This window comes from Mycolicibacterium duvalii (assembly GCF_010726645.1).
GTDB classification, from domain to species: domain Bacteria; phylum Actinomycetota; class Actinomycetes; order Mycobacteriales; family Mycobacteriaceae; genus Mycobacterium; species Mycobacterium duvalii.
This window is the reverse complement of sequence record NZ_AP022563.1, coordinates 967,666-986,623: the sequence shown is the minus strand read 5'-3', so window position 1 is coordinate 986,623 and position 18,958 is coordinate 967,666. Positions and strand designations below refer to the sequence as shown.

The window sequence follows — 18,958 nt, the reverse complement described above, 5'->3', positions numbered from 1 at the left end:
CGCCCGGTGTCGTGTCAGCCGGCCTGAAGCGTCAGCGGCGCACCTGGATCCGCCGACAGCGGCACGTTGTCGCGCTGCAGCAACCAGGACGCGATGTTGTGGAACAACGGCGCGGCCGACGAGCCCGCGGAGCCGTCGGCGGCACGGTGCGGCGCGTCCATCATCACGCCGACCACGTACCGCGGATCGTCGGACGGAGCCATCCCGGCGAAGGTGATCCAGTAGACGTCGCTGTAGTAGCACCCACAGGCCGGGTTGATCTGCTGCGCGGTGCCCGTCTTGCCCGCGATCTGATAGCCCTCGACCGCGGCCTGGGGGCCGGTGCCCTGCTGGATGCCGCGCGGATCGCGCTGCACCACCGACCGGAACATGTCCCGCACGGTGCGCGCGGTCTTCTCCGACACCACTCGGACGCCGTCGGGGCGGGGCTCCTCGGTGCGGGTGCCGTCGGGGCCCAGGGTCGCCTTGACGATGCGCGGCGGGATGCGCACGCCGTCATTGGCGATCGCCTGGTACATGCCCGTCATCTGCAGCAGTGTCATCGAAAGACCCTGGCCGATGGGCAGGTTGGCGAAGGTGCTACCGGACCACTGGTCGATCGGCGGCACCAGCCCGGCGCTCTCGCCCGGCAGCCCGACACCCGTGCGTTGACCGAGCCCGAACTTGCGCAGCATCTCGGCATAGCGCTCCGGGCCGATCCGCTGGGCCAGCATCAGCGTGCCGACGTTCGACGACTTCCCGAAGACTCCGGTGGTGGTGTAGGGCATCACCCCGTGCTCCCACGCGTCGCCGACGGTGACCCCGCCCATCCCGATCGAGCCGGGCACCTGCAGCACCTCGTCCGGATGGGAGAGCCCCATCTCGAGCACGGTGGCGGCGGTGACGATTTTGTTGACCGAGCCCGGTTCGAACGGTGAGGACACCGACGGGTTACCCAACTCGCGGTTCTTCTGCCGGCTCAGGTCCTGGGCCGGGTTGAACGTGTTGTCGTTGGACATCGCCAGCACCTCGCCGGACTTGGCGTCGAGGACGACCGCCGAGACATTCTTGGCGCCGGAGGCGTCCTTGGCCAGCTGCACCTGCTGCTGAACGTAGAACTGGATGTCGTCGTCGATGGTGAGCATCACCGTGGAGCCGTTGACGGCGTCGTGACGGTCGCGGTAGCTGCCCGGGATGACCACACCGTCGGATCCGCGGTCGTAGGTGACCGACCCGTCGGTACCCGCGAGAACGGCGTCGAGCGAGTCCTCCAGGCCGAGCAGCCCGTGGCCGTCCCAGTCGATGCCGCCGACGATGTTGGCCGCCAGCGAACCACCCGGGTACTGACGCAGATCCTGGCGCTCGGCGCCGACCTCGGGGAACTCGTTCCTGATCGCGTCGGCGATCGCCGGGTCGACCGCACGCGCCAGGTAGACGAAGGTTTCGTTGCTGCGCAGCTTCTTGAGCACCGTGGCGCGGTCCGGGGTGCCGCCCAGCCGGGAGGAGACCTCCTCGGCGATGTCCTCCAGTCGGGTGTCCGGGTCCGGCGCGTCCGCTCCGGTCTCCACGGCCTTGGCGACGGCCTCCTCGAGTTCCTTGCGGACCCGCACGGGCTGGAACGTCAACGCCCGTGCCTCGATCGTGAAGGCCAGCTTGTCGTGGTTGCGGTCGATGATGGCCCCGCGCACCGCGGGGTCGATGTCGGTGACCTTGAGCTGACCGGCGGCCTGGGCGCGCAACCCTTCGGCGCGAGGCACCTGCAGCGTGAACAACTGGGCGGCGGCGATCACCAGCAGCATGAACATCGCGGCGTTGCCGGCCCGGTGCCGGAAGACGAACGAGGCGCTGCGCAACCCGGCCGGCGATACGGGTTGGCGGGTCCGCCGCGCGCGCGCCGAGCGTTCCTGGGTCGGGGCGCCGGTGGAGGGCCGACTCGACCGGCGGCTCACGCGGGCGCGCCCGGGACGGCGGAGACGACCGGGACGACGTGCTCGGCGACCGGCGGCGGGGCGGGCGTCTGCGGCGCGGGCGGGGCCACGGGTGCGGGCGCGGCGGCGGGCACGCCGGCGGCCGGCAGTTGCGGGACCGGGCCGGGGGCGGGCAGCGTTCCCGGCACTGCGTGCGGAACCTCCACTCCGGGCACTGCCAGCGGCACCGGCGGCAGATCTGCAGCGGTGGGCGGTTGCACACTGGGCAGGCGCACCGGGACTTCGAGTGGTTCGATGACCCGCGGCGCCGGCGGCGCCGGTGGTTCGGGTTCGGGCAGCGGCGCGTTCAACGGTGGCGGCGGGACTCCCTCGGCCGGTTTGGGGGTGCCGACGACGACCCAGTTGCCGGCGGGGTCCTGCACCAGGCGCGCGGTGTCGCGTGACGGGATCATGCCGAGTTCGCGGGCGGCCTCGGCGAGCGCCGGTGCGGCCTGGGCCGCCAGGACATCACGCTCGAGCGCTTCCTTCTGCTGCATCAGCGCCTGGTTGAGTTCCCGCGCATTGCCGAGTCGGTAGGAACGCTCCGCGGCATCAGTGGACAGCCACAGCGTCACTCCGAGACCGAGTCCGAGCGCGGCGATGACCAGCACCACGAAGGGCACCCGCGCGACCAGTCGCCGCGGGCTCAGCTCGACCGAGGCCAGCTTGACCAGGATCCGCTGCCGCAGCGGGGGGCGAACGACCTTGGGCGCTTTGGCTTTCCGGGCCTTGGCGCGGGCCTTGGCCTGGCTGGCGCTCTTCGGCCGGGCCGGTACATCGGCCGGGCGCGGTTTCGGCGTGGTGCGGGGCGCCGACCGGGTGGGCCGGGTGTCGCGGGCGCTCGCGCGACCGCGGGGTGTCGCGTCGACAGGGGTGCGTTTCGACTCGCGCGGCGCCCGCCGGGTGTCCTGCTTGCGCGCCTTCTTGGCAGGCTGGCGGGTCCGCGCCGTTCCTGCGCGGGCCGTCCGTACCGGCTTCTTCGACTTCATCGTGACTCCCCCATCACTTTCTCGACCGCACGCAGCCGGACCGGAGCGCTTCTCGGATTTCGGTTGATCTCGTCGGCGTCGGCACGCTCGGCCCCGCGGGTCAGGGCGACGAATCGTGGTTGGTGGCCGGGCAACTCGACTGGCAGCCCGGGCGGTGTACGTGATGCGGTCGCCTCGGCGAAGGCGGTTTTGACGATCCGGTCTTCCAGGGATTGGTAGGCCATCGCCGCGAGGCGACCGCCGGGCCGCAGCGCATCCAGTGCGGCCGGGATGGCCGTGCGCAGGGATTCCAGCTCCGCGTTGACCGCGATGCGCAATGCCTGAAAGGTGCGCTTGGCGGGATGACCGCCGGTGCGGCGCGCCGGCGCGGGGATCGCGGCGTAGAGCAACTCGACCAGTTCGGCCGTGGTCGTGAACGGGGTGGTGGTGCGTCGCTTGACGATCTGCGCGGCGATTCGGCCGGCGAAGCGTTCCTCGCCGTATTCACGGAGGATGCGGGCGATGTCCTTTTCGTCGTAGCTGTTGAGAATTTCGGCGGCGGTGAGCGGGGATTGCGAGTCCATCCGCATGTCCAGAGGCGCGTCGGTCGCATAGGAGAAGCCGCGTTCGACCTGGTCGAGCTGCATCGACGACACCCCGAGGTCGAACAGGATGGCGTCAACTCCCGTTTCGGCCCAGGGGCATTGGTCGATCGCGTCGGCCAGGCCGTCGTAGCGGGTGTGCACCAGCGTGATGCGGTCGGCGAATGGCGCCAGCCGCTGCCCGGCCAGTCGCAGCGCCTCGGCGTCACGGTCCAGACCGATCAGCGTCAGGCCTGGGAAGCGGTCGAGGAAACGCGCCGCGTGCCCCCCGGCGCCCAGCGTGGCGTCGACGAGGGTGGCACCGGCGGCGTCGGGGCTGCGCCGTGTCAGCGCCGGGCCGAGCAGCTCGACGCATCGGTCGAGCAGCACCGGGATGTGGGGCTCGTGTTCGACCATTGCAGCACCGTGGGGGTCAGGGGCGGCCCCTGCAGTGAGGTCCCTGTCCGAGAGCACGAACCTGACGTCGGGGAAGTACGTCAGGGCCGGTTCGGGCAGAGGCCACACTGCACGGGCCTGCCGGCCAATGGGCAGATCAAAAGATGTCGCCGAGTGCTTCATCGCTGGCCGCGGAGAAGTTCTCTTCGTGTAGCTCCTGGTAGTTGCGCCATGCCTCGGCGTCCCAGATCTCGAGGAACTCGATCGATCCGATGACGACGCAGTCCTTGCTCAGACCCGCGTAGCGCCGGTGCTCCGCGGAGAGGGTGATCCGCCCCTGGGAGTCCGGGTACTGCTCGTCGGTGCTGGCCGCCAGGTTGCGCAGGTAGGCGCGAGCCTGAGGATTGCCCCGCTTGGCCCGCCCGTTGATCTCGGCGATCATCGCCTCGAACTCCGCCCGCGGGTACACAGCCAGGCTGTGATCTTGGCTCTTGGTGACCATCAACCCTCCTGCCAGTGCGTCGCGGAACTTGGCGGGCAACGTCAGTCGCCCTTTGTCGTCGAGCCTGGGCGTGTAGGTGCCGAAGAACATCTCGCCACCTCGCAGACCTTCTCAAGCCTCGCCCTGCACGGAACCCCGGTCGCTCCGTTGTCCGCCACTTTACCCCACAATCCCCCACTTTGCTCCTAATCCTTCCGCGCGTTTCCCCCTTCCCGCCTCATTCTGTGCCGCGAAGAGCCCCAAGCGAGGGGTGGTTCGCCATCCTGCTGTGACGGCGCGCTGAGAAAGCCCTGCTCAGCACCTGTTCGCCGGGACGGGCGCGTGGGTGGGGCGTGGTGGGGCCAAAAAAAGAGGGGCAGCCCGTTCGGGCTGCCCCTGATGGAGTCGAGTGCGCTAGTTGTCGAACCGCTTGCGGAAGCGATCTTCCATTCGGCTGGTGAACGAGCCGCCACCCTTGGCACGCTTCTGCCGCGCCACGGTGAGATCGTCGGGGGCGCTGCCCCGGCCCCCCGCCACGCGCGGGCCGGTGATCGCGAACACCACACCGCCGAACATCACGATGAAGCCCAGCACGGACAGGATCGGGAAGCTTCCAATCCAGGTCGCCCTGATCACCACACCCGCCACCAGCATGGCGAGCCCGAGCACGAACAGCGCGGCCCCCTGGAGACGTCGCCGGGTCGACGGGGCGCGCAGATTGCCACCACGAACGCTGGACGCGAACTTGGGATCCTCGGCATAGAGCGCGCTCTCGATCTGGTCGAGCATGCGCTGCTCATGATCGGAGAGTGGCATTCGTCCCTCCCTCTTGCCGTGGGGTCGTGGCAATCGTTCGACTCATGGATGCCCGACTCCGGGCACTTAACACTCATGATACGAGCTCGATCTGCGCCGTACCACCTAGTTCATCGCCCGATTCTATGACGGACACTGTCATCGAGAGCCGCCGCCTCAGAGAAGCCGATAATGGGGACGACGACCGATCATCGCGGAGAAGGGCTGACATTTGGCGACGCATCTGATCGAGCTGTCGCCCGACGACATGAAGCGACGGCTCGGCGACGCGCTGGCGATCTACGTCGACGCGATGCGCTATCCCCGCGGCACCGAGGACCAGCGCGCCTCGATGTGGCTCGAACACGCTCGTCGAGCGGGCTGGAAGGCGGTGGCCGCGATCGAGGCCGGCTCCGCCGCGGACGCGTCGTCGATCGACGCCCCGATGCTGGGCATCGCCTACGGTTACTGCGGCGCACCCGACCAGTGGTGGCAGCAGCAGGTCAGTGGCGGGCTACGCAGGATCGGCGCCGACGCGCAGCACATCTCGAATCTGATGAGCAGTTACTTCGAACTGACCGAGCTGCACATCCATCCGCGCGCACAGGGCCGCGGCCTCGGCGAGGCCCTGATCCGCCGGCTGCTCGACGACCGCAGCGAACGCAATGTGCTGCTATCCACCCCGGAGGTCAACGGCGAAGCCAACCGCGCGTGGCGGCTCTACCGCAGGCTGGGCTTCACCGACGTGATCCGCGACTACCACTTCGCCGGTGACCCCCGTGCGTTCGCCATCCTCGGCCGCGGCCTACCGCTGTGAAACTCGCGCCCGCACGTCCGGCTTGACCGCCTGTCGACGCCCCGTCTGGCACGATGACCGGGTGCTGATCCGTCGCCGGACCTCCAGGCGCATCCTGGCGCTGCTGCTGTTGCTGTTGCTGGTGGGGCCGTCACTCATCGGTTGTGTCCGCGTGCGCGCGTCGATCACGGTCTCCCCCGACGACCGGGTCTCCGGCCAGATCGTCGCGGCGGCCAAGCCACGCGACGACGATGACAAAGGTCCGCAGCTGCTCAACAACCTCCCGTTCGCCCAGAAGGTCGCGGTATCGGAGTACAGCCGGGACGACTACGTCGGCTCACAAGCGGTGTTCTCCGACCTCACCTTCGCCGAGGTGCCGCAATTGGCCGGGATGAATCGCGACGCCGCCGGAGTCGACATCTCGCTGCGCCGCGCCGGTGACCTGGTGATCCTGGAGGGGCGCGTCGACCTGACCACGGTCAGCGACCCGGAGGCCGACGTCTCGCTCTCCGTCGCCTTCCCGGGCGAGGTGACCTCCACCAACGGCGATCAGATCTCCTCCGAAGTCGTCGAATGGAAGCTGCGGCCCGGCGTCGTGAGCACGATGAACGCCCAGGCGCGCTACACCGACCCCAGCGCGCGATCGTTCACCGGCGCCGCGATCTGGCTCGGGGTCGCCTCGTTCCTGGTCGCCGGCCTCATCGGAGCACTGGCCTACAGCAACCGGGACCGGTCCCCGCGGCCCGGTGATCCCGAGGACGCGGCGCACCAGCCCTGACTTGCCGTCCCGGCCGGCGCAGCATCTACTCTGAGTGCACTTGCCGGGGCGAATTCTGACAACACGGAAAGGGGCGCCCGCTGAGCGTGAATGCAGCGGCACCATCGGCCGTCGAACTGGCCGAGGCCGTCACCGGACACTTGCGGGACTACCTGCGTGACCGCCGCCGGGACGCCGCATACATCGGCGCCGACTACGCGGTGCTCACCGAGGCCCTCGAGGAGTTCGTCCTGCGCGGCGGGAAACGGTTGCGACCGGCCTTCGCCTATTGGGGTTGGCGCGCGGTCGCGGGGACCGAACCCGGGCCCGACGTCCTGCGTCTGTTCTCCGCACTGGAACTGCTGCACGCATGCGCGCTGGTCCATGACGACGTGATCGACGCGTCGGCGACGCGCCGCGGACTGGCGACGGTGCACCGCATCTTCGCCGAGCGTCACCGCGACCGGAACTGGCATGGCTCCGCCGAACAGTTCGGCCTCTCGGCGGCGATTCTGCTGGGCGACCTGTCGCTGGTGTGGGCCGACGACATCGTCGCGACCGCGGCGCTGGATCCCGACGCCCACGCCCGGGTGCAACGGGTGTGGGCCGCGATCCGGACCGAGGTCCTCGGCGGCCAGTACCTCGACATCGTCTCCGAAGCCAGCGGCGCGGAGACGGTGGCGTCGGCGGTGACCGTGAACATCTACAAGACGGCGTCCTACACCATCACGCGGCCACTGCAACTCGGCGCGGCCGCCGCGGCCGACCGGCCCGATGTGCTGGAGGCATTCCACGAGCTGGGGACCAGTCTGGGAGTCGCGTTCCAACTCCGGGACGACGTGCTCGGTGTGTTCGGCGACCCCGACGTCACCGGTAAACCCTCCGGCGACGACCTGCGCTCCGGCAAGCGCACAGTGCTGTTGGCCGAAGCCGTCGAGCTCGCCGAGAAGAACGACCCGGCCGCAGCCGAACTGCTGCACACCTCGATCGGTACCGAGCTGACCGATTCGCAGGTCGTCGACGTACGGGCGGCGATCGAGTCCGTCGGCGCCTTGGCCGCGGTGGAGAGCCGGATCGAGCAACTGACGCGCGAGGCCATCGGCGTCCTCGACTCGGTGTCGATCGACCCGCAGGCCAGGATCGGTCTGACCGAACTCGCCAGATTGGCCGCCAACCGGTCGGCCTAGGCATGACGACGCCAGCGCCCACAGAGGCCTCGAGAACCAGCCTGCCGGAACGGGTTTCCGACCAGGCCCGACGAGTGACCGCGTTCGCCCAGTCACCGTCTGCCCGTCCGGCGCTGCTGGGGGCACTCGGCGCGGCGATGATCACCGCGGGCGGCGTGGGGGCCGGCAGCACCCGATTGCACGACCCGCTGCTGGAGTCCATGCACATGTCCTGGCTGCGCTTCGGGCACGGCCTGGTGCTGTCGTCAGTGCTGCTCTGGGGCGGCGTGGCCCTGATGCTGATCGCCTGGCTGTGGTTGGGCCGCCGGGTGATCGACCGTACCGCCACCGAGTACACGATGGTCGCCACCACCGGGTTCTGGCTGTTGCCGTTGCTGCTCAGCGTTCCGGTGTTCAGCCGAGACACCTACTCCTACCTGGCCCAGGGCGCACTGCTGCGGGACGGCTTCGACCCCTACGTCGTCGGTCCGGTCGAGAACCCGAACCCGCTGCTCGACGATGTCAGCCCGATCTGGACCACCACGACCGCCCCGTACGGTCCGGCGTTCATCCTGGTGGCCAAGTTCGTCACCATGATCGTCGGCGACAACGTCGTTGCGGGCACCATGGTGTTGCGTCTGTGCATGCTGCCGGGACTGGCCCTGCTGATCTGGGCGGCGCCGCGGGTCGCCCGCCATGTCGGCGCCAACGGTGCGGCCGCGCTGTGGATCTGCGTTCTCAACCCGCTGGTGATCATTCACCTGATGGGCGGCGTGCACAACGAGATGCTGATGGTCGGCCTGATGATGGCCGGCATCGCACTGACGTTCAGCGGTCGATACGCCGGCGGCGCTGCGTTGATCGCTGTCGCCGTGGCGGTGAAAGCCACCGCCGGCCTCGCGCTGCCGTTCATGGTGTGGGTATGGGCGCGCGGACTGCGGGAGCGTCGCGGCTACCCGCCGGGCCGGGCCTTCGCCGCGGCGACCGCGGCGTCGTCGCTGATCTTCGTGGCGGTGTTCGCGGTGTTGTCGTTGGCCGCCGGGGTCGGGCTGGGCTGGCTGACCGCGCTGGCGGGTTCGGTGAAGATCATCAACTGGCTGACCGTGCCGACCGCGGCCGCGAACCTGATCAACGCCATCGGCGGGCTGGTGGTGCCGGTCAACTTCTACGCCGTGCTGGAGGTCAACCGCATCATCGGCATCGCGATCATCGCGGTGTCGGCCCCGCTGTTGTGGTGGCGCTACCGCCACACCGACCGCGACGCTCTGATGGGCATCGCGCTGCTGATGGTCGTGGTCGTGCTGTTCGTACCCGCCGCGCTGCCCTGGTACTACACGTGGCCGCTGGCCGTGGCGGCGGCGCTGGCCCAGTCAACCCGTTCGATCGCGCTGATCGCCGGGTTCTCGACCTGGATCACCGTGATCTGGCGACCCGACGGTGCGCACAGCATGTACTCGTGGGGTCATGTGCTGTTCGCCCTCGCGTGTGCCGTGGTCGCCTGGTATTCGCTGGTCCGGTACGACGGCCGGGCCCTCAATAGGCCACGACGGCGAGCCGTCAATAGGCCACGACGGCCGAGCCGTCAATAGGCCATAGCCTGCGCGCGCCGAACCACCTCACGAGCCTGATGCGAGTGCAGCGCATCGACCGGCCGGGCGTTGGCCACCTGTTCGGTCGACCCGTCGCGCCTGATCGTCAGGGACGGATCCGGGGTGAACAGCCAGCGCACGATCTCGGTCTCGTGGTAACCACCGTCGTGCAGCACCACCAGCAACCCGGTCAGGCTCTTGACCACCTGACCGCTGTCGTCGAAGAAGATCTGCGGAACCACAACGTCTTTGCCGCGTCGCACCGCGACCAGATGGCCCTCGCGCAGATGCTGGTGCACCTTCGACAGCGGGATGCCCAGGAGACGGGCCACCTCGGATAGTTGATAGACGGCCTCGTCGGGATCCAGCACGTCGTCGGCAGTCGGAATGCTGCTCATCGCACAGAGTCTAGGACCACAGGCACCCGCGCGCCGCCCCCTTGTCGCGACCGCCTGCCGGGTTCGAGCCGCGCCGGCTCGTACCATATGAGCGGTGGAGACCTACCAGCCCGCCGACGCCCTGACCGGGCACGTGCTGGACGGTCGGTACCGGGTCGACGGGCTCATCGCGACCGGTGGGATGTCCGGGGTGTACCGCGGCCTGGACCTGCGCCTCGACCGCCCGGTGGCGGTCAAGATCATGGATTCCCGGTACGCCGCCGACGACCACTTCCTGACCCGATTCCAGCGCGAGGCCCGGGCCGTCGCGCGACTCAAACACCCCGGCCTGGTCTCGGTGTACGACCAGGGCATCGACGGCCGGCACCCGTTCCTGGTGATGGAACTGGTCGAGGGCGGCACGCTTCGGGAGTTGTTGCGCGAACGCGGTCCCATGCCGCCGCACGCGGTCGCCGCGGTGCTGCGTCCGGTGCTCGGCGGTCTGGCCGTTGCCCACCGCGCCGGACTGGTGCACCGGGACATCAAACCGGAGAACGTGTTGATCAGTGACGACGGTGACGTCAAGATCGCCGACTTCGGCCTGGTGCGTGCGTTGGCGGAGGCGAAGATCACCTCGACGAGCGTGATCCTGGGCACCGCGGCGTACCTGGCGCCCGAACAGGTCGCCACCGGAGAGACCGATGCGCGCGGTGATGTCTACGCCGTCGGTGTCCTGATCTTCGAGTTGCTGACCGGTCGTACCCCGTTCCCCGGGGACACTCCGCTCGCAGTCGCCTACCAGCGACTCGAGCAAGACGTCGTCCCGCCCAGCACTGTGATCACCGGCGTGCCAAGGCAGTTCGACGACATCGTGGCGTGCGCAACGTCGCGCGACCCGCAAGGCCGGTTCGCCGACGCAGCCGAGATGGCCGAGCAGCTCGAGGTGATCGCACGAGAGCTCGCGCTGCCCACGTTCCGCGTGCCGGCGCCGCGAAACTCCGCGTTGCACCGCTCCGATACCACCACCGACATTCCCGCCGCCGGCAGCACCGGTGCTCCCGACCACGGCGGTGACCCGCCGGCCACCCGTCACACCCGCGTCTTCAGCCGGGCCGAACTACCGCCGCAGGAGTTCGCCGACGAGCCCGAATATCAGCCGCTGACCGGACAATTCGCCGGCATCGAACTCTCGGAGTTCTACTGGGCGCGACAGCGCGCCAAACGCGTGCTGCTGTTCTGGGTCATCGCGGTGCTCACGCTGGCGGGCCTGGCGGCCGCCGCCGCGTGGACGCTCGGCACGAACCTGCCCAATCTGCTCTGACCGCGGAGCATCTCCGCCCCTGCCTAACCGCGGAGCATCTCCGCCCCTGCCTAACCGCGGAGCATCTCCGCGACCAGGAACGCGAGTTCCAACGACTGCTGGGTATTCAACCGCGGATCGCAGGCCGTCTCGTAGCGGCCCGCCAGGTCGGTATCCGAAATGTCCTGCGCGCCACCGAGACACTCGGTGACGTTCTCTCCGGTGATCTCGACGTGGATACCGCCGGGGTGGGTGCCCAGCGCATGGTGCACCTCGAAGAAGCCCTGCACCTCGTCGACGATGCGGTCGAAGTGCCGCGTCTTGTAGCCGGTGGAGGACTCGTGGGTGTTGCCGTGCATCGGGTCGCACTGCCAGATCACCTGGTGCCCGGAAGCTTCCACCTTCTCGATGATCGGCGGCAGCACGTCGCGCACCTTGTTGTTGCCCATCCTGCTGACCAGGGTCAAACGGCCCGGCACGTTGTTCGGGTCGAGCCGCTCGACATACTCCACGGCCAGCTCCGGCGAGGTGGTCGGCCCGATCTTCACCCCGATCGGGTTGGCGATCACCTCGGCGAACGCGATGTGGGCGCCATCGAGTTGACGGGTGCGCTCACCGATCCACACGTAGTGCGCGGAGAGGTCGTAGAGCTTCGCCGGGACGTCGTCAGCAGCCGGATCCTTCTCGGCGAGCCGGAGCATCGCACGCTCGTAGTCGAGCACCAGCGCTTCGTGGCTGGCATAGATCTCGGCGGTGTCTAGGTTGCGGTCGTTGACCCCGCAGGCGCTCATGAAGTTCAGGGCCCGGTCGATCTCGCCGGCCAGCGCTTCGTACCGCGCACCCGCCGGGGAGGTCCGCACGAACTCCCGGTTCCAGTCGTGCACCAGGTGCAGCGAGGCCAGCCCCGACGAGGTCAGCGCACGCACCAGGTTCATCGCCGCGCTGGCGTTGGCGTAGGCCCGCACCAGCCGCGAGGGGTCGTGCTGGCGGACCGCGGCGTCCGGGGCGAAGCCGTTGATCATGTCGCCGCGGTAGGACTTCAGGCCCAGCGCGTCGATGTCACTGGACCGCGGCTTGGCATACTGCCCGGCGATCCGGGCGACCTTGACCACCGGCATGCTCGCGCCGTAGGTGAGCACGACGGCCATCTGCAGCAGGGTGCGGATATTGGCGCGAATATGCGGTTCGGTGTTGTCGACGAACGTCTCCGCGCAGTCGCCGCCCTGCAACAGGAACGCCTCTCCCCGGGCCACGGCGGCCAGCTGCGACTTGAGCCGCTCGATCTCCGACGGCACCGTCACCGGCGGCACGCTCTCGAGCACCGTGCGCATCGCCGCCGCCTGACCGGCGTCCCAGCTCGGCTGCTGCACCGCGGGTTTGGCCAGCGCAGCGTCCAGCCGATGGCGCAGATCCTCCGGCAGCGGCGGAAGAGCAGGCAACTGGTCGATGGGTACGTCGACGGTCCAGTTCACCCGTCAATGGTAACTGCGGGTCAAAACCGCAGTTGAGGGTCATGCCGACCGGTGATCAGCTGGTATCGCAGCAGGTTGTGCTTGGCGTCGACGAGTGCGTCGTGGGCGTCCCGCGGCCGCGGCGGCATCCGTGGCGAGCCGCAGTCCTCCCAGAACTGCCGCAACTCGCGGGTGAACCGTGGGATCGCCGGCGGCAGGTCGGTCATCGGCCCCCACAACTGGCACAGCACCACGTGGTCATAAGCACCCACCCAGGCCCACAACTCGATCGGCTCGTCACCGTCGACCCCGAAGAAGTCCTCGAGTTCGGACCGGATCTGGCGCCGTGACCGCCACAGCGGCGACGCCGGGGACGGCAGCTTCGGCAGGACGTGTTTGCGCACCCACCGTCCCGCCCGGTCCGGATCGAACTCGGTGGAGATCGCGTAGTACTCGCGTCCGTCCTCGGCCGCGACACCGATGGAGATCAACTCGATGGTGCGACCGTTGTCGATGAACTCCGTGTCGTAGAAGTAGCGCAAAACCTATCCGGCTTCCTGTGTGGCGGGCGTGCGCCCGCCGGGAGCGGGTGCGGCATGGATCTCGCGGTCGAGTTCCTGGTCGACCAGCGCGTCGTCGGGAAACTTCGGCATCCCGGCGATGGCGTCCTGCAGCCATAGTTTGGCTTGGATCACCGGACGGCGCAGCCAGCGCTCCCGTTCCAGGGCCCGGTGCATCTTGCGGGGGCGTTTGGTGTAGCGCCAGCGCGCCCACGGGGCGTGCGGACGCGACAGCCGGACCGCACCGACCACCAGCAACGGCGTGATGAACATGCCGACCAGCCCCGTCCAGACCTTGCCCTTCAGCAGCACGATCACCGCCAACAGCAACGTCACCAGCGCGGCGGCGACCACTGCGGTGCGCGCCTCCCAGGATTGGTCGTTCTGCCAGATATCGACGTCGAAGAACGACAGCGGGTTGAAGCCCATCACCAACAGGCCGGCCACCGCCACCGCCACGAACACGGCGTCGACCGACGTGCGGCCGTCTTCGGCCCAGTAGACATCGGACAGATGCAGGATGAGCGCGAACTCGTCGAGCACCAACGCCGCGCCGATCCCGAAAAAGATTGACGCCGCCGTGAACTCGGGTACACCCCCGTCGACCGCCAACGTCACCATCGTCACCCCGGAGACCATGACCAGAACCACACCGATCACCACATGGTGGATGTGCAGGCCCGATCCGCCGGAGATGTTGCGCGGCTGCCACCATTTGCGCGGGGCGTCGCTGTCGGCATGCCGGCGGATGTATCGCACGATCGTGCGGGTGACGAAGAACGTCACGATGAACGCGAAGAGGCAGCAGACCAGCGGCAGCCGCGTGTACGGGATACCCATCGGGAGGCTGGAGGTGGCTGCCAGGGTGGGGTGCACCCGCAAAACTTACGCCGACCAGCGCGTGTCGGGGCCGGGATACCCGCCGACGCGCCGGGGCGCCCCGATAGTCTGGAGCGCGAGATGAGGATGTTGCGGTCGCCCGGCGGGGCGGGGTGGGGGCCGAAGCTCGCCTGGCGGGTGTTCCAGGTGCTGACCGCGGCAGCGCTGATATGGGCGGGTTGGCGGTTGCTGGGGCGGATTCCGTACCGGATCGACATCGACGTGTACCGGATGGGCGGCCAGGCCTGGCTCGACGGCCGTCCCCTCTACGCCGATGGGGCGATCTTCCACACCCGCGGCGGCATCGATCTGCCGTTCACGTATCCGCCGCTGGCTGCGGTGCTGTTCGCACCGTTCGCCATGCTGTCGCTGGAAGCCGCCAGCGCCGCCATCACGGTGACGACGTTCGTGCTGCTGCTGGTCTCCACCGCCATCGTGCTGACCCGCCTCGATGTCTGGCCCACCACAACTGTCACCGGGGAGCCCGCCTGGGTGCGGCGGATCTGGCTGTCGGCGGCCGTCGTCGCGCCCGCGGTGCTGTTCCTCGAGCCCATCAAGGCCAACTTCGACTTCGGCCAGATCAATGTGGTGCTCATGACGCTGGTGATCGCCGACTGCGTGCCCCGCCGCACCCCCTGGCCGCGGGGCATGCTGTTGGGCCTGGCCATCGCCCTCAAACTCACGCCCGCGGTCTTCCTGCTGTACTTCCTGCTGCGCCGCGACGTTCGCGCGCTGCTGGTCACCGCGGCTTCCGGGGTCGTCGCCACCCTGGCAGGGTTCGCGCTCTCCTGGCGCGACTCGTGGGAGTACTGGACCGAAACGGTGAGCAACACCGACCGGATCGGTACCGCCACGCTCAACACCAATCAGAACATCGCCGGGGTGCTCGCCCGGCTCGGGCTGGCCGAAGGGCCGCGCTTCGCGCTGTGGACGGTGGCGTGCTTCGCGGTGCTGGGGCTGACCGTCTGGGCTGCCCGCCGGGCGCTGCGCGCTGAGCAGTCGGTCCTGGCGCTGATCTGCGTCGCGATGTTCGGTCTGGTCGTCTCGCCGGTGTCGTGGTCGCATCACTGGGTGTGGGCGCTGCCGACGGTGCTCGTGACCGGCGTGCTCGCCCTACGCCTGCGCCACGCCGCCCTCGGCGTGGTGTCGGTCGCGGGTCTGGCGTTGATGATCTGGTCGCCGATCACACTGTTGCCCGCCAACCGCGAGACCACCGCGATGTTGTGGCGACAGTTGGCCGGTGCGTCCTACCTGTGGTGGGCGCTGGCGGTGATCGCCGTCGCCGCCACCGTGACCGTCAACGCGACCCGCCACACCGCTCAGACGCGGACCGGCGCACCGGTATCCGCGGCGAGCTGACCCGATCTAGGCGCCGGTCAGCCGGCCGCGGACTCAGGAAGCCGGGTCGGCGGCTTGATGGCCGCCTCCGCTTTTCCCTCTTTGATGTCTGCCGCGTAGAGGTCGACGTACTCCTGACCGGACAGCTGCATCAACTCGTACATCACCTCGTCGATCACCGCCCGCTCGATGAAACGGTTACCGGCCAGCCCGTCGAATCGGCTGAAGTCCATCGGCGCCCCGAACTTGACCGTCACCCGGCCGAACCGCCACATCTTGGAGCCAGGAGGGTTGACGACGTCGGTTCCGATCATCGCGACCGGAATCACCGGGACCTGGGTCTGCAGTGCGAGTCGGGCCAGCCCGGTCTTGCCCTTGTACAACCTGCCATCGGGCGATCGGGTGCCCTCCGGGTACATTCCGAGCAGCTTGCCCTCGTCGAGGATCCGCGACGCGGTGGTCAGCGCCGCCTGGGCACTGTCGGCGTCAGTGCGGTCGATCGGCACCTGCCCGGCGACGGTGTAGAACCAGCGGGTGAACCAGCCCTTGACGCCCGTACCGGTGAAGTACTCCGCCTTGGCCAGGAAGGTGATCCGCCTGCTGACCACCAGCGGGAGGTAGAAGCTGTCGGCGACCGCCAGGTGGTTGCTGGCCAAGATCACCGCGCCGGACTGCGGAACGTGTTCGAGTCCTTCGACTTTCGGCCGACCGAGCAGGGTCAGCAGCGGCCCCATGAAGATGAACTTGAACAGCCAGTACCACATGGACCCTCCGGATCACCCCGACCTCACGACGCGGACGTTTTGTGCCCGACCGCGGTGCCGCCGTTGCGACCGCGGTGCTCTGCGCCAACTGTACTCACGGCATGTGCCCGCGACCACATTCTGTTCACTCTTCGACGATCACCGGGATGTGCTGATAGCGCCCCGGCGGGCCGTCGGGTTCGGGGCGCGGCGGGGGTCCGGGCTGTCCCCCGTCGGGTGGCTGCGGACCACGGTCGTCGTCCATGGTGTCGACCAGCGCCCTGACCAGCGTCAGCAGTGCGACGCTGTGCTCGGCGACGACGCTGAGCAGCGGGTGCTGTTCGCCGGAGACCAGGGCCGCCAGGGCACACACCGGGCACCAGACCTGCTGGCAACGTCCGGGGTTGTCGCCGGTGGCCTGCATACGTGCCGCGGCCAGCCGGATGGCGGGATCCAGTCGATCCAGAATCGACTGCGCGAGCTGCCGCAGTTCCGGGGGGATGTCGCGGTGTTGCCGCCCCGCGCCCCCGATGTCGGAGTCAGCGCCACTCACGCCGGCCACACCTCCGGATTCGGTCGAAATCGCACGGTCAGCTCGCTGCCGCGCAGCGCCGCGTCGATGACGATGCAGCGCCGCAGCACCGACGCCAGGCGGACGCGGCGCCGCATCGCGCCTACGCCGATGATCAGGTCATCATCGACCCTACCCAACGTCAGCGCCGACGAATCGACCTGAGGCAACTGCACCCGGAGCCGGTACACGGCCTCACGGCCGGCTCCGGACTCCCGGTCCACCACCGGCCGCAGCGGTCCGGGCGGCGGTGATCCGTCTCTGCGGCGGGCGGCGTCGAGCAGCTCGCCCAGCGCCTTGGCGCCGATCGGCTCCCCCGCCAGGTGTGGCACCATGACCAGGGCCACGTCGCCGACCGTCCGGTCCAGGTCGTCGAGAACGGCCTGCTGATCGGCGATGCGCTCGGAATACCAGTCGAAGGCCGGATGTGCGGGCAGGTTGCGGTATTCGAACGAATCATCCTGCACCAGAATCTGATTCACGATCACTTCGGCGACCGAGACGCCCATCAGCGCCAGCGAACCCAGCGTCCGGACCGCTTCGGCGGCGACCACCCTCTCCGCGGTCATCACCAGATGCGCGTCGACGCGCGCTTCGTCGGCCAGGAGCGTGCTGAGCCGCTCGGTGCCTGCGGCGATGCGTTCGAGCAGCCCCACCACTGCGGCGGTGCGCGGGTCATCGGCGCTGGCCAATCGTCGATGCCGCGGCCAGGCCCGCTCGACGTAGAGGGCGAAGGTGGCGGGCAGAGTGAGCATGCGCATCGCGTCCGCGGTCGACGCGCAGTCGACCACCACGAGGTCCCAGAGTCCGGAGTCGGCGAGTTCGCCCACCTCGTGCAGCCCCAGCACCTCCTGCACACCGGGAAGCGCCGAAAGTTCTTCTGGCGCAAGATCACCGACATCAGAATCAGGAAACCGGCGCGAGAGCAGGCCCGCGTTGTCGCGCCATTGGCGCTCCAGCAGCGCGAGGGTGTCCAGCGCCAGCGCCTCGAGCACCCCACCACCCGCATCGACGGTGTCGAGGTCGGCGAGCACCCGGGTGGGCGTCCGGTCCCCGGTGGGGGTGACCGGCGTGCCCAGCACGTCGCCGATCGAGTGGGCCTGGTCGGTGGACACCAACAGGACCCGCATGCCCGTGGCGGCGGCGCGCACCGCCGTAGCGGTAGCCAGTGTCGACTTTCCTACCCCGCCCTTGCCGACGAACAGGCTGATTCGGGCTGCCCCCCGCGCCGCGTGGGCGGACTCCTCGCGCTCAGTCAGCCTCGACTCGTTTCTTCAGGTCCTTCAGTGCGGTGTCGGTCAACCGGCGCTCGGCTTTGCGTTTGAGCAGCCCGATCATCGGGATGATGAGGTCGACCGAAAGTTCGTAGGTCACCTCGGTACCGGAGCCCTTCGGCGCCAGCCGGTAGGCGCCGTCGAGCGCCTTCAACAGCGTGCTCGACACCAGCGACCACGTCACGGATTGACGATCGGCGGGCCACCGGTAGGCCAATACCATCGTGTCCTTGAGCACTGCGGCGTCCAGCACCAGCCGGGCTACCTTCGGGTAGCCCTCGTCGTCGGTCTCGAGGACCTCGGTTTCCTTGTACTCGGCGACCCAGTCCGGGTAGGACCCGATGTCGGCGATGACGTCCATCACCGTCGAAGGATCGGCATCGATGTAGATGGTCTGCGCCGTTTTGTCCGCCACTTCAGCTGTCCCCGGTCTGTCCGCTCGGTCTGGCCGCTGCCAGAAATCTACTCTGTCACCCGCTGTCGGGTTCCCGCGTCGGTCAGGCCAGCCGGGAAACCCCGACCGGACGTCCCGCTTCCAGCGTGCGTTTGACCTCGAAGGCCATCTCCTTGCCCGCGACGCGGCGGCGGTGGTTCATCTTCGCCAGATTCATCTTGGCCAGCTGCCAGGCCGCGGCACCGGACGGCTCCGCATGCAGGAAGTAGTGCAACACGACGCCGTCGAGCACCTTCTCCAGCCACACCTCCATGGTTCCGGTCAGTGCGCCGGAGACCTTCCAGCGGTGTCCCAGCTCGCCGCGGTCCTCGGCCACTGTCAGCCGCAGGTCGGGCCACCACCGCCGCCAGCAGGCCTGGTCGGCGACCGCCGCGCCGACCGTCGCCGGGTCGGCCGCCACGAACGTCTCGTCGGCGATCTGGATGCTGTTCATGGCTGACAAGCTTCACATATGCGGGGTCCTGACCTCGTGTGGGGCGACTAGGGTGGACGACGCACCACCGTTTCGGCTGGCTGAGAATCACGAGAGGGCCTCA

The 18,958-nt window shown here is 68.8% G+C and carries 20 protein-coding genes; 6 read left to right on the top strand and 14 right to left on the bottom strand.

Annotation, left to right across the window (positions count from 1 at the left end):
• Positions 1 to 14: 14 nt before the first annotated feature.
• The 5 genes from G6N31_RS04465 to G6N31_RS04445 all read right to left on the bottom strand — a co-directional run bounded on the left by G6N31_RS04465 (position 15) and on the right by G6N31_RS04445 (position 5,188).
• Positions 15 to 1,928, bottom strand: coding sequence for a peptidoglycan D,D-transpeptidase FtsI family protein (locus G6N31_RS04465; protein ID WP_098003517.1), 1,914 nt, complete (start codon positions 1,926 to 1,928; stop codon positions 15 to 17).
• Positions 1,925 to 2,935, bottom strand: coding sequence for a cell division protein FtsL (gene ftsL, locus G6N31_RS04460; protein WP_163722030.1), 1,011 nt, complete (start codon positions 2,933 to 2,935; stop codon positions 1,925 to 1,927). Before ftsL ends, G6N31_RS04465 begins: the two co-directional genes overlap by 4 nt.
• Positions 2,932 to 4,074: a 16S rRNA (cytosine(1402)-N(4))-methyltransferase RsmH gene (gene rsmH / locus G6N31_RS04455; protein ID WP_098006343.1), complete on the bottom strand. Its 1,143-nt coding sequence runs from the start codon at positions 4,072 to 4,074 to the stop codon at positions 2,932 to 2,934. Before rsmH ends, ftsL begins: the two co-directional genes overlap by 4 nt.
• Positions 4,049 to 4,483, bottom strand: a complete 435-nt coding sequence (locus G6N31_RS04450) for a division/cell wall cluster transcriptional repressor MraZ (RefSeq protein ID WP_098006344.1) — start codon at positions 4,481 to 4,483, stop codon at positions 4,049 to 4,051. Before G6N31_RS04450 ends, rsmH begins: the two co-directional genes overlap by 26 nt.
• Positions 4,484 to 4,786: 303 nt before the next feature.
• Entirely contained in the window at positions 4,787 to 5,188 is a 402-nt protein-coding gene (locus G6N31_RS04445; protein WP_098006347.1) for an SCO2097 family morphological protein, read from the bottom strand.
• 211 nt (positions 5,189 to 5,399) lie between these two features.
• On the opposite strand from G6N31_RS04445, the gene G6N31_RS04440 reads away from it, so the two are divergent.
• The 4 genes from G6N31_RS04440 to G6N31_RS04425 all read left to right on the top strand — a co-directional run bounded on the left by G6N31_RS04440 (position 5,400) and on the right by G6N31_RS04425 (position 9,475).
• On the top strand, positions 5,400 to 5,984 hold the full coding sequence (locus G6N31_RS04440; protein ID WP_163722028.1) for a GNAT family N-acetyltransferase: 585 nt from the start codon (positions 5,400 to 5,402) through the stop codon (positions 5,982 to 5,984).
• Between the two features lie 61 nt (positions 5,985 to 6,045).
• Positions 6,046 to 6,741, top strand: coding sequence for an LppM family (lipo)protein (locus G6N31_RS04435; RefSeq protein ID WP_098006348.1), 696 nt, complete (start codon positions 6,046 to 6,048; stop codon positions 6,739 to 6,741).
• Between the two features lie 86 nt (positions 6,742 to 6,827).
• Positions 6,828 to 7,907 carry a bifunctional (2E,6E)-farnesyl/geranyl diphosphate synthase gene (idsA2, locus tag G6N31_RS04430; RefSeq protein WP_098006350.1) on the top strand — a complete coding sequence of 360 codons (1,080 nt, stop codon included), beginning with the start codon at positions 6,828 to 6,830 and terminating at the stop codon, positions 7,905 to 7,907.
• Positions 7,908 to 7,909: 2 nt separating this feature from the next.
• Complete coding sequence (locus tag G6N31_RS04425; protein ID WP_098006352.1) at positions 7,910 to 9,475, top strand: alpha-(1->6)-mannopyranosyltransferase A; 1,566 nt, start codon at positions 7,910 to 7,912, stop codon at positions 9,473 to 9,475.
• On the opposite strand, the gene G6N31_RS04420 is transcribed toward G6N31_RS04425, so the two are convergent.
• Positions 9,469 to 9,873: an Rv2175c family DNA-binding protein gene (locus G6N31_RS04420; RefSeq protein ID WP_098006354.1), complete on the bottom strand. Its 405-nt coding sequence runs from the start codon at positions 9,871 to 9,873 to the stop codon at positions 9,469 to 9,471. The genes G6N31_RS04425 and G6N31_RS04420 overlap by 7 nt on opposite strands.
• Before the next feature lie 94 nt (positions 9,874 to 9,967).
• Here G6N31_RS04420 and G6N31_RS04415 point away from each other — a divergent pair, with 94 nt between their 5' ends.
• Positions 9,968 to 11,173, top strand: coding sequence for a protein kinase domain-containing protein (locus tag G6N31_RS04415; protein ID WP_098006356.1), 1,206 nt, complete (start codon positions 9,968 to 9,970; stop codon positions 11,171 to 11,173).
• Between the two features lie 50 nt (positions 11,174 to 11,223).
• Here the strand turns inward: G6N31_RS04415 and G6N31_RS04410 are convergent, their stop codons facing one another.
• From G6N31_RS04410 to G6N31_RS04400, 3 genes are read right to left on the bottom strand one after another with little or no spacing between them, the layout of a single operon-like run.
• Positions 11,224 to 12,624, bottom strand: a complete 1,401-nt coding sequence (locus tag G6N31_RS04410; protein WP_098006358.1) for a class II 3-deoxy-7-phosphoheptulonate synthase — start codon at positions 12,622 to 12,624, stop codon at positions 11,224 to 11,226.
• Positions 12,625 to 12,644: 20 nt separating this feature from the next.
• Positions 12,645 to 13,145 carry a polyadenylate-specific 3'-exoribonuclease AS gene (locus G6N31_RS04405; protein WP_098006360.1) on the bottom strand — a complete coding sequence of 167 codons (501 nt, stop codon included), beginning with the start codon at positions 13,143 to 13,145 and terminating at the stop codon, positions 12,645 to 12,647.
• 3 nt (positions 13,146 to 13,148) lie between these two features.
• Complete coding sequence (locus G6N31_RS04400) at positions 13,149 to 14,003, bottom strand: hypothetical protein (protein WP_098006383.1); 855 nt, start codon at positions 14,001 to 14,003, stop codon at positions 13,149 to 13,151.
• 120 nt (positions 14,004 to 14,123) lie between these two features.
• Between G6N31_RS04400 and G6N31_RS04395 the strand changes: the two genes are divergently transcribed.
• A complete protein-coding gene (locus G6N31_RS04395; RefSeq protein WP_098006362.1) occupies positions 14,124 to 15,401 on the top strand; it encodes a glycosyltransferase 87 family protein in 1,278 nt (425 codons plus the stop codon).
• 17 nt (positions 15,402 to 15,418) lie between these two features.
• Here the strand turns inward: G6N31_RS04395 and G6N31_RS04390 are convergent, their stop codons facing one another.
• From G6N31_RS04390 to G6N31_RS04370, 5 genes are all read right to left on the bottom strand, one after another.
• Positions 15,419 to 16,144, bottom strand: a complete 726-nt coding sequence (locus G6N31_RS04390) for a lysophospholipid acyltransferase family protein (RefSeq protein WP_098006364.1) — start codon at positions 16,142 to 16,144, stop codon at positions 15,419 to 15,421.
• Between the two features lie 124 nt (positions 16,145 to 16,268).
• Positions 16,269 to 16,676, bottom strand: coding sequence for a hypothetical protein (locus G6N31_RS04385; RefSeq protein WP_179964267.1), 408 nt, complete (start codon positions 16,674 to 16,676; stop codon positions 16,269 to 16,271).
• Positions 16,673 to 17,953: an ArsA family ATPase gene (locus G6N31_RS04380; RefSeq protein WP_098006366.1), complete on the bottom strand. Its 1,281-nt coding sequence runs from the start codon at positions 17,951 to 17,953 to the stop codon at positions 16,673 to 16,675. Before G6N31_RS04380 ends, G6N31_RS04385 begins: the two co-directional genes overlap by 4 nt.
• Positions 17,946 to 18,383 carry an SRPBCC family protein gene (locus tag G6N31_RS04375; RefSeq protein ID WP_098006368.1) on the bottom strand — a complete coding sequence of 146 codons (438 nt, stop codon included), beginning with the start codon at positions 18,381 to 18,383 and terminating at the stop codon, positions 17,946 to 17,948. The genes G6N31_RS04380 and G6N31_RS04375 overlap by 8 nt, the downstream gene beginning before the upstream one ends.
• An 82-nt stretch (positions 18,384 to 18,465) precedes the next feature.
• Positions 18,466 to 18,855 carry a polyketide cyclase / dehydrase and lipid transport gene (locus G6N31_RS04370; RefSeq protein WP_098006370.1) on the bottom strand — a complete coding sequence of 130 codons (390 nt, stop codon included), beginning with the start codon at positions 18,853 to 18,855 and terminating at the stop codon, positions 18,466 to 18,468.
• Positions 18,856 to 18,958 lie beyond the last annotated feature (103 nt).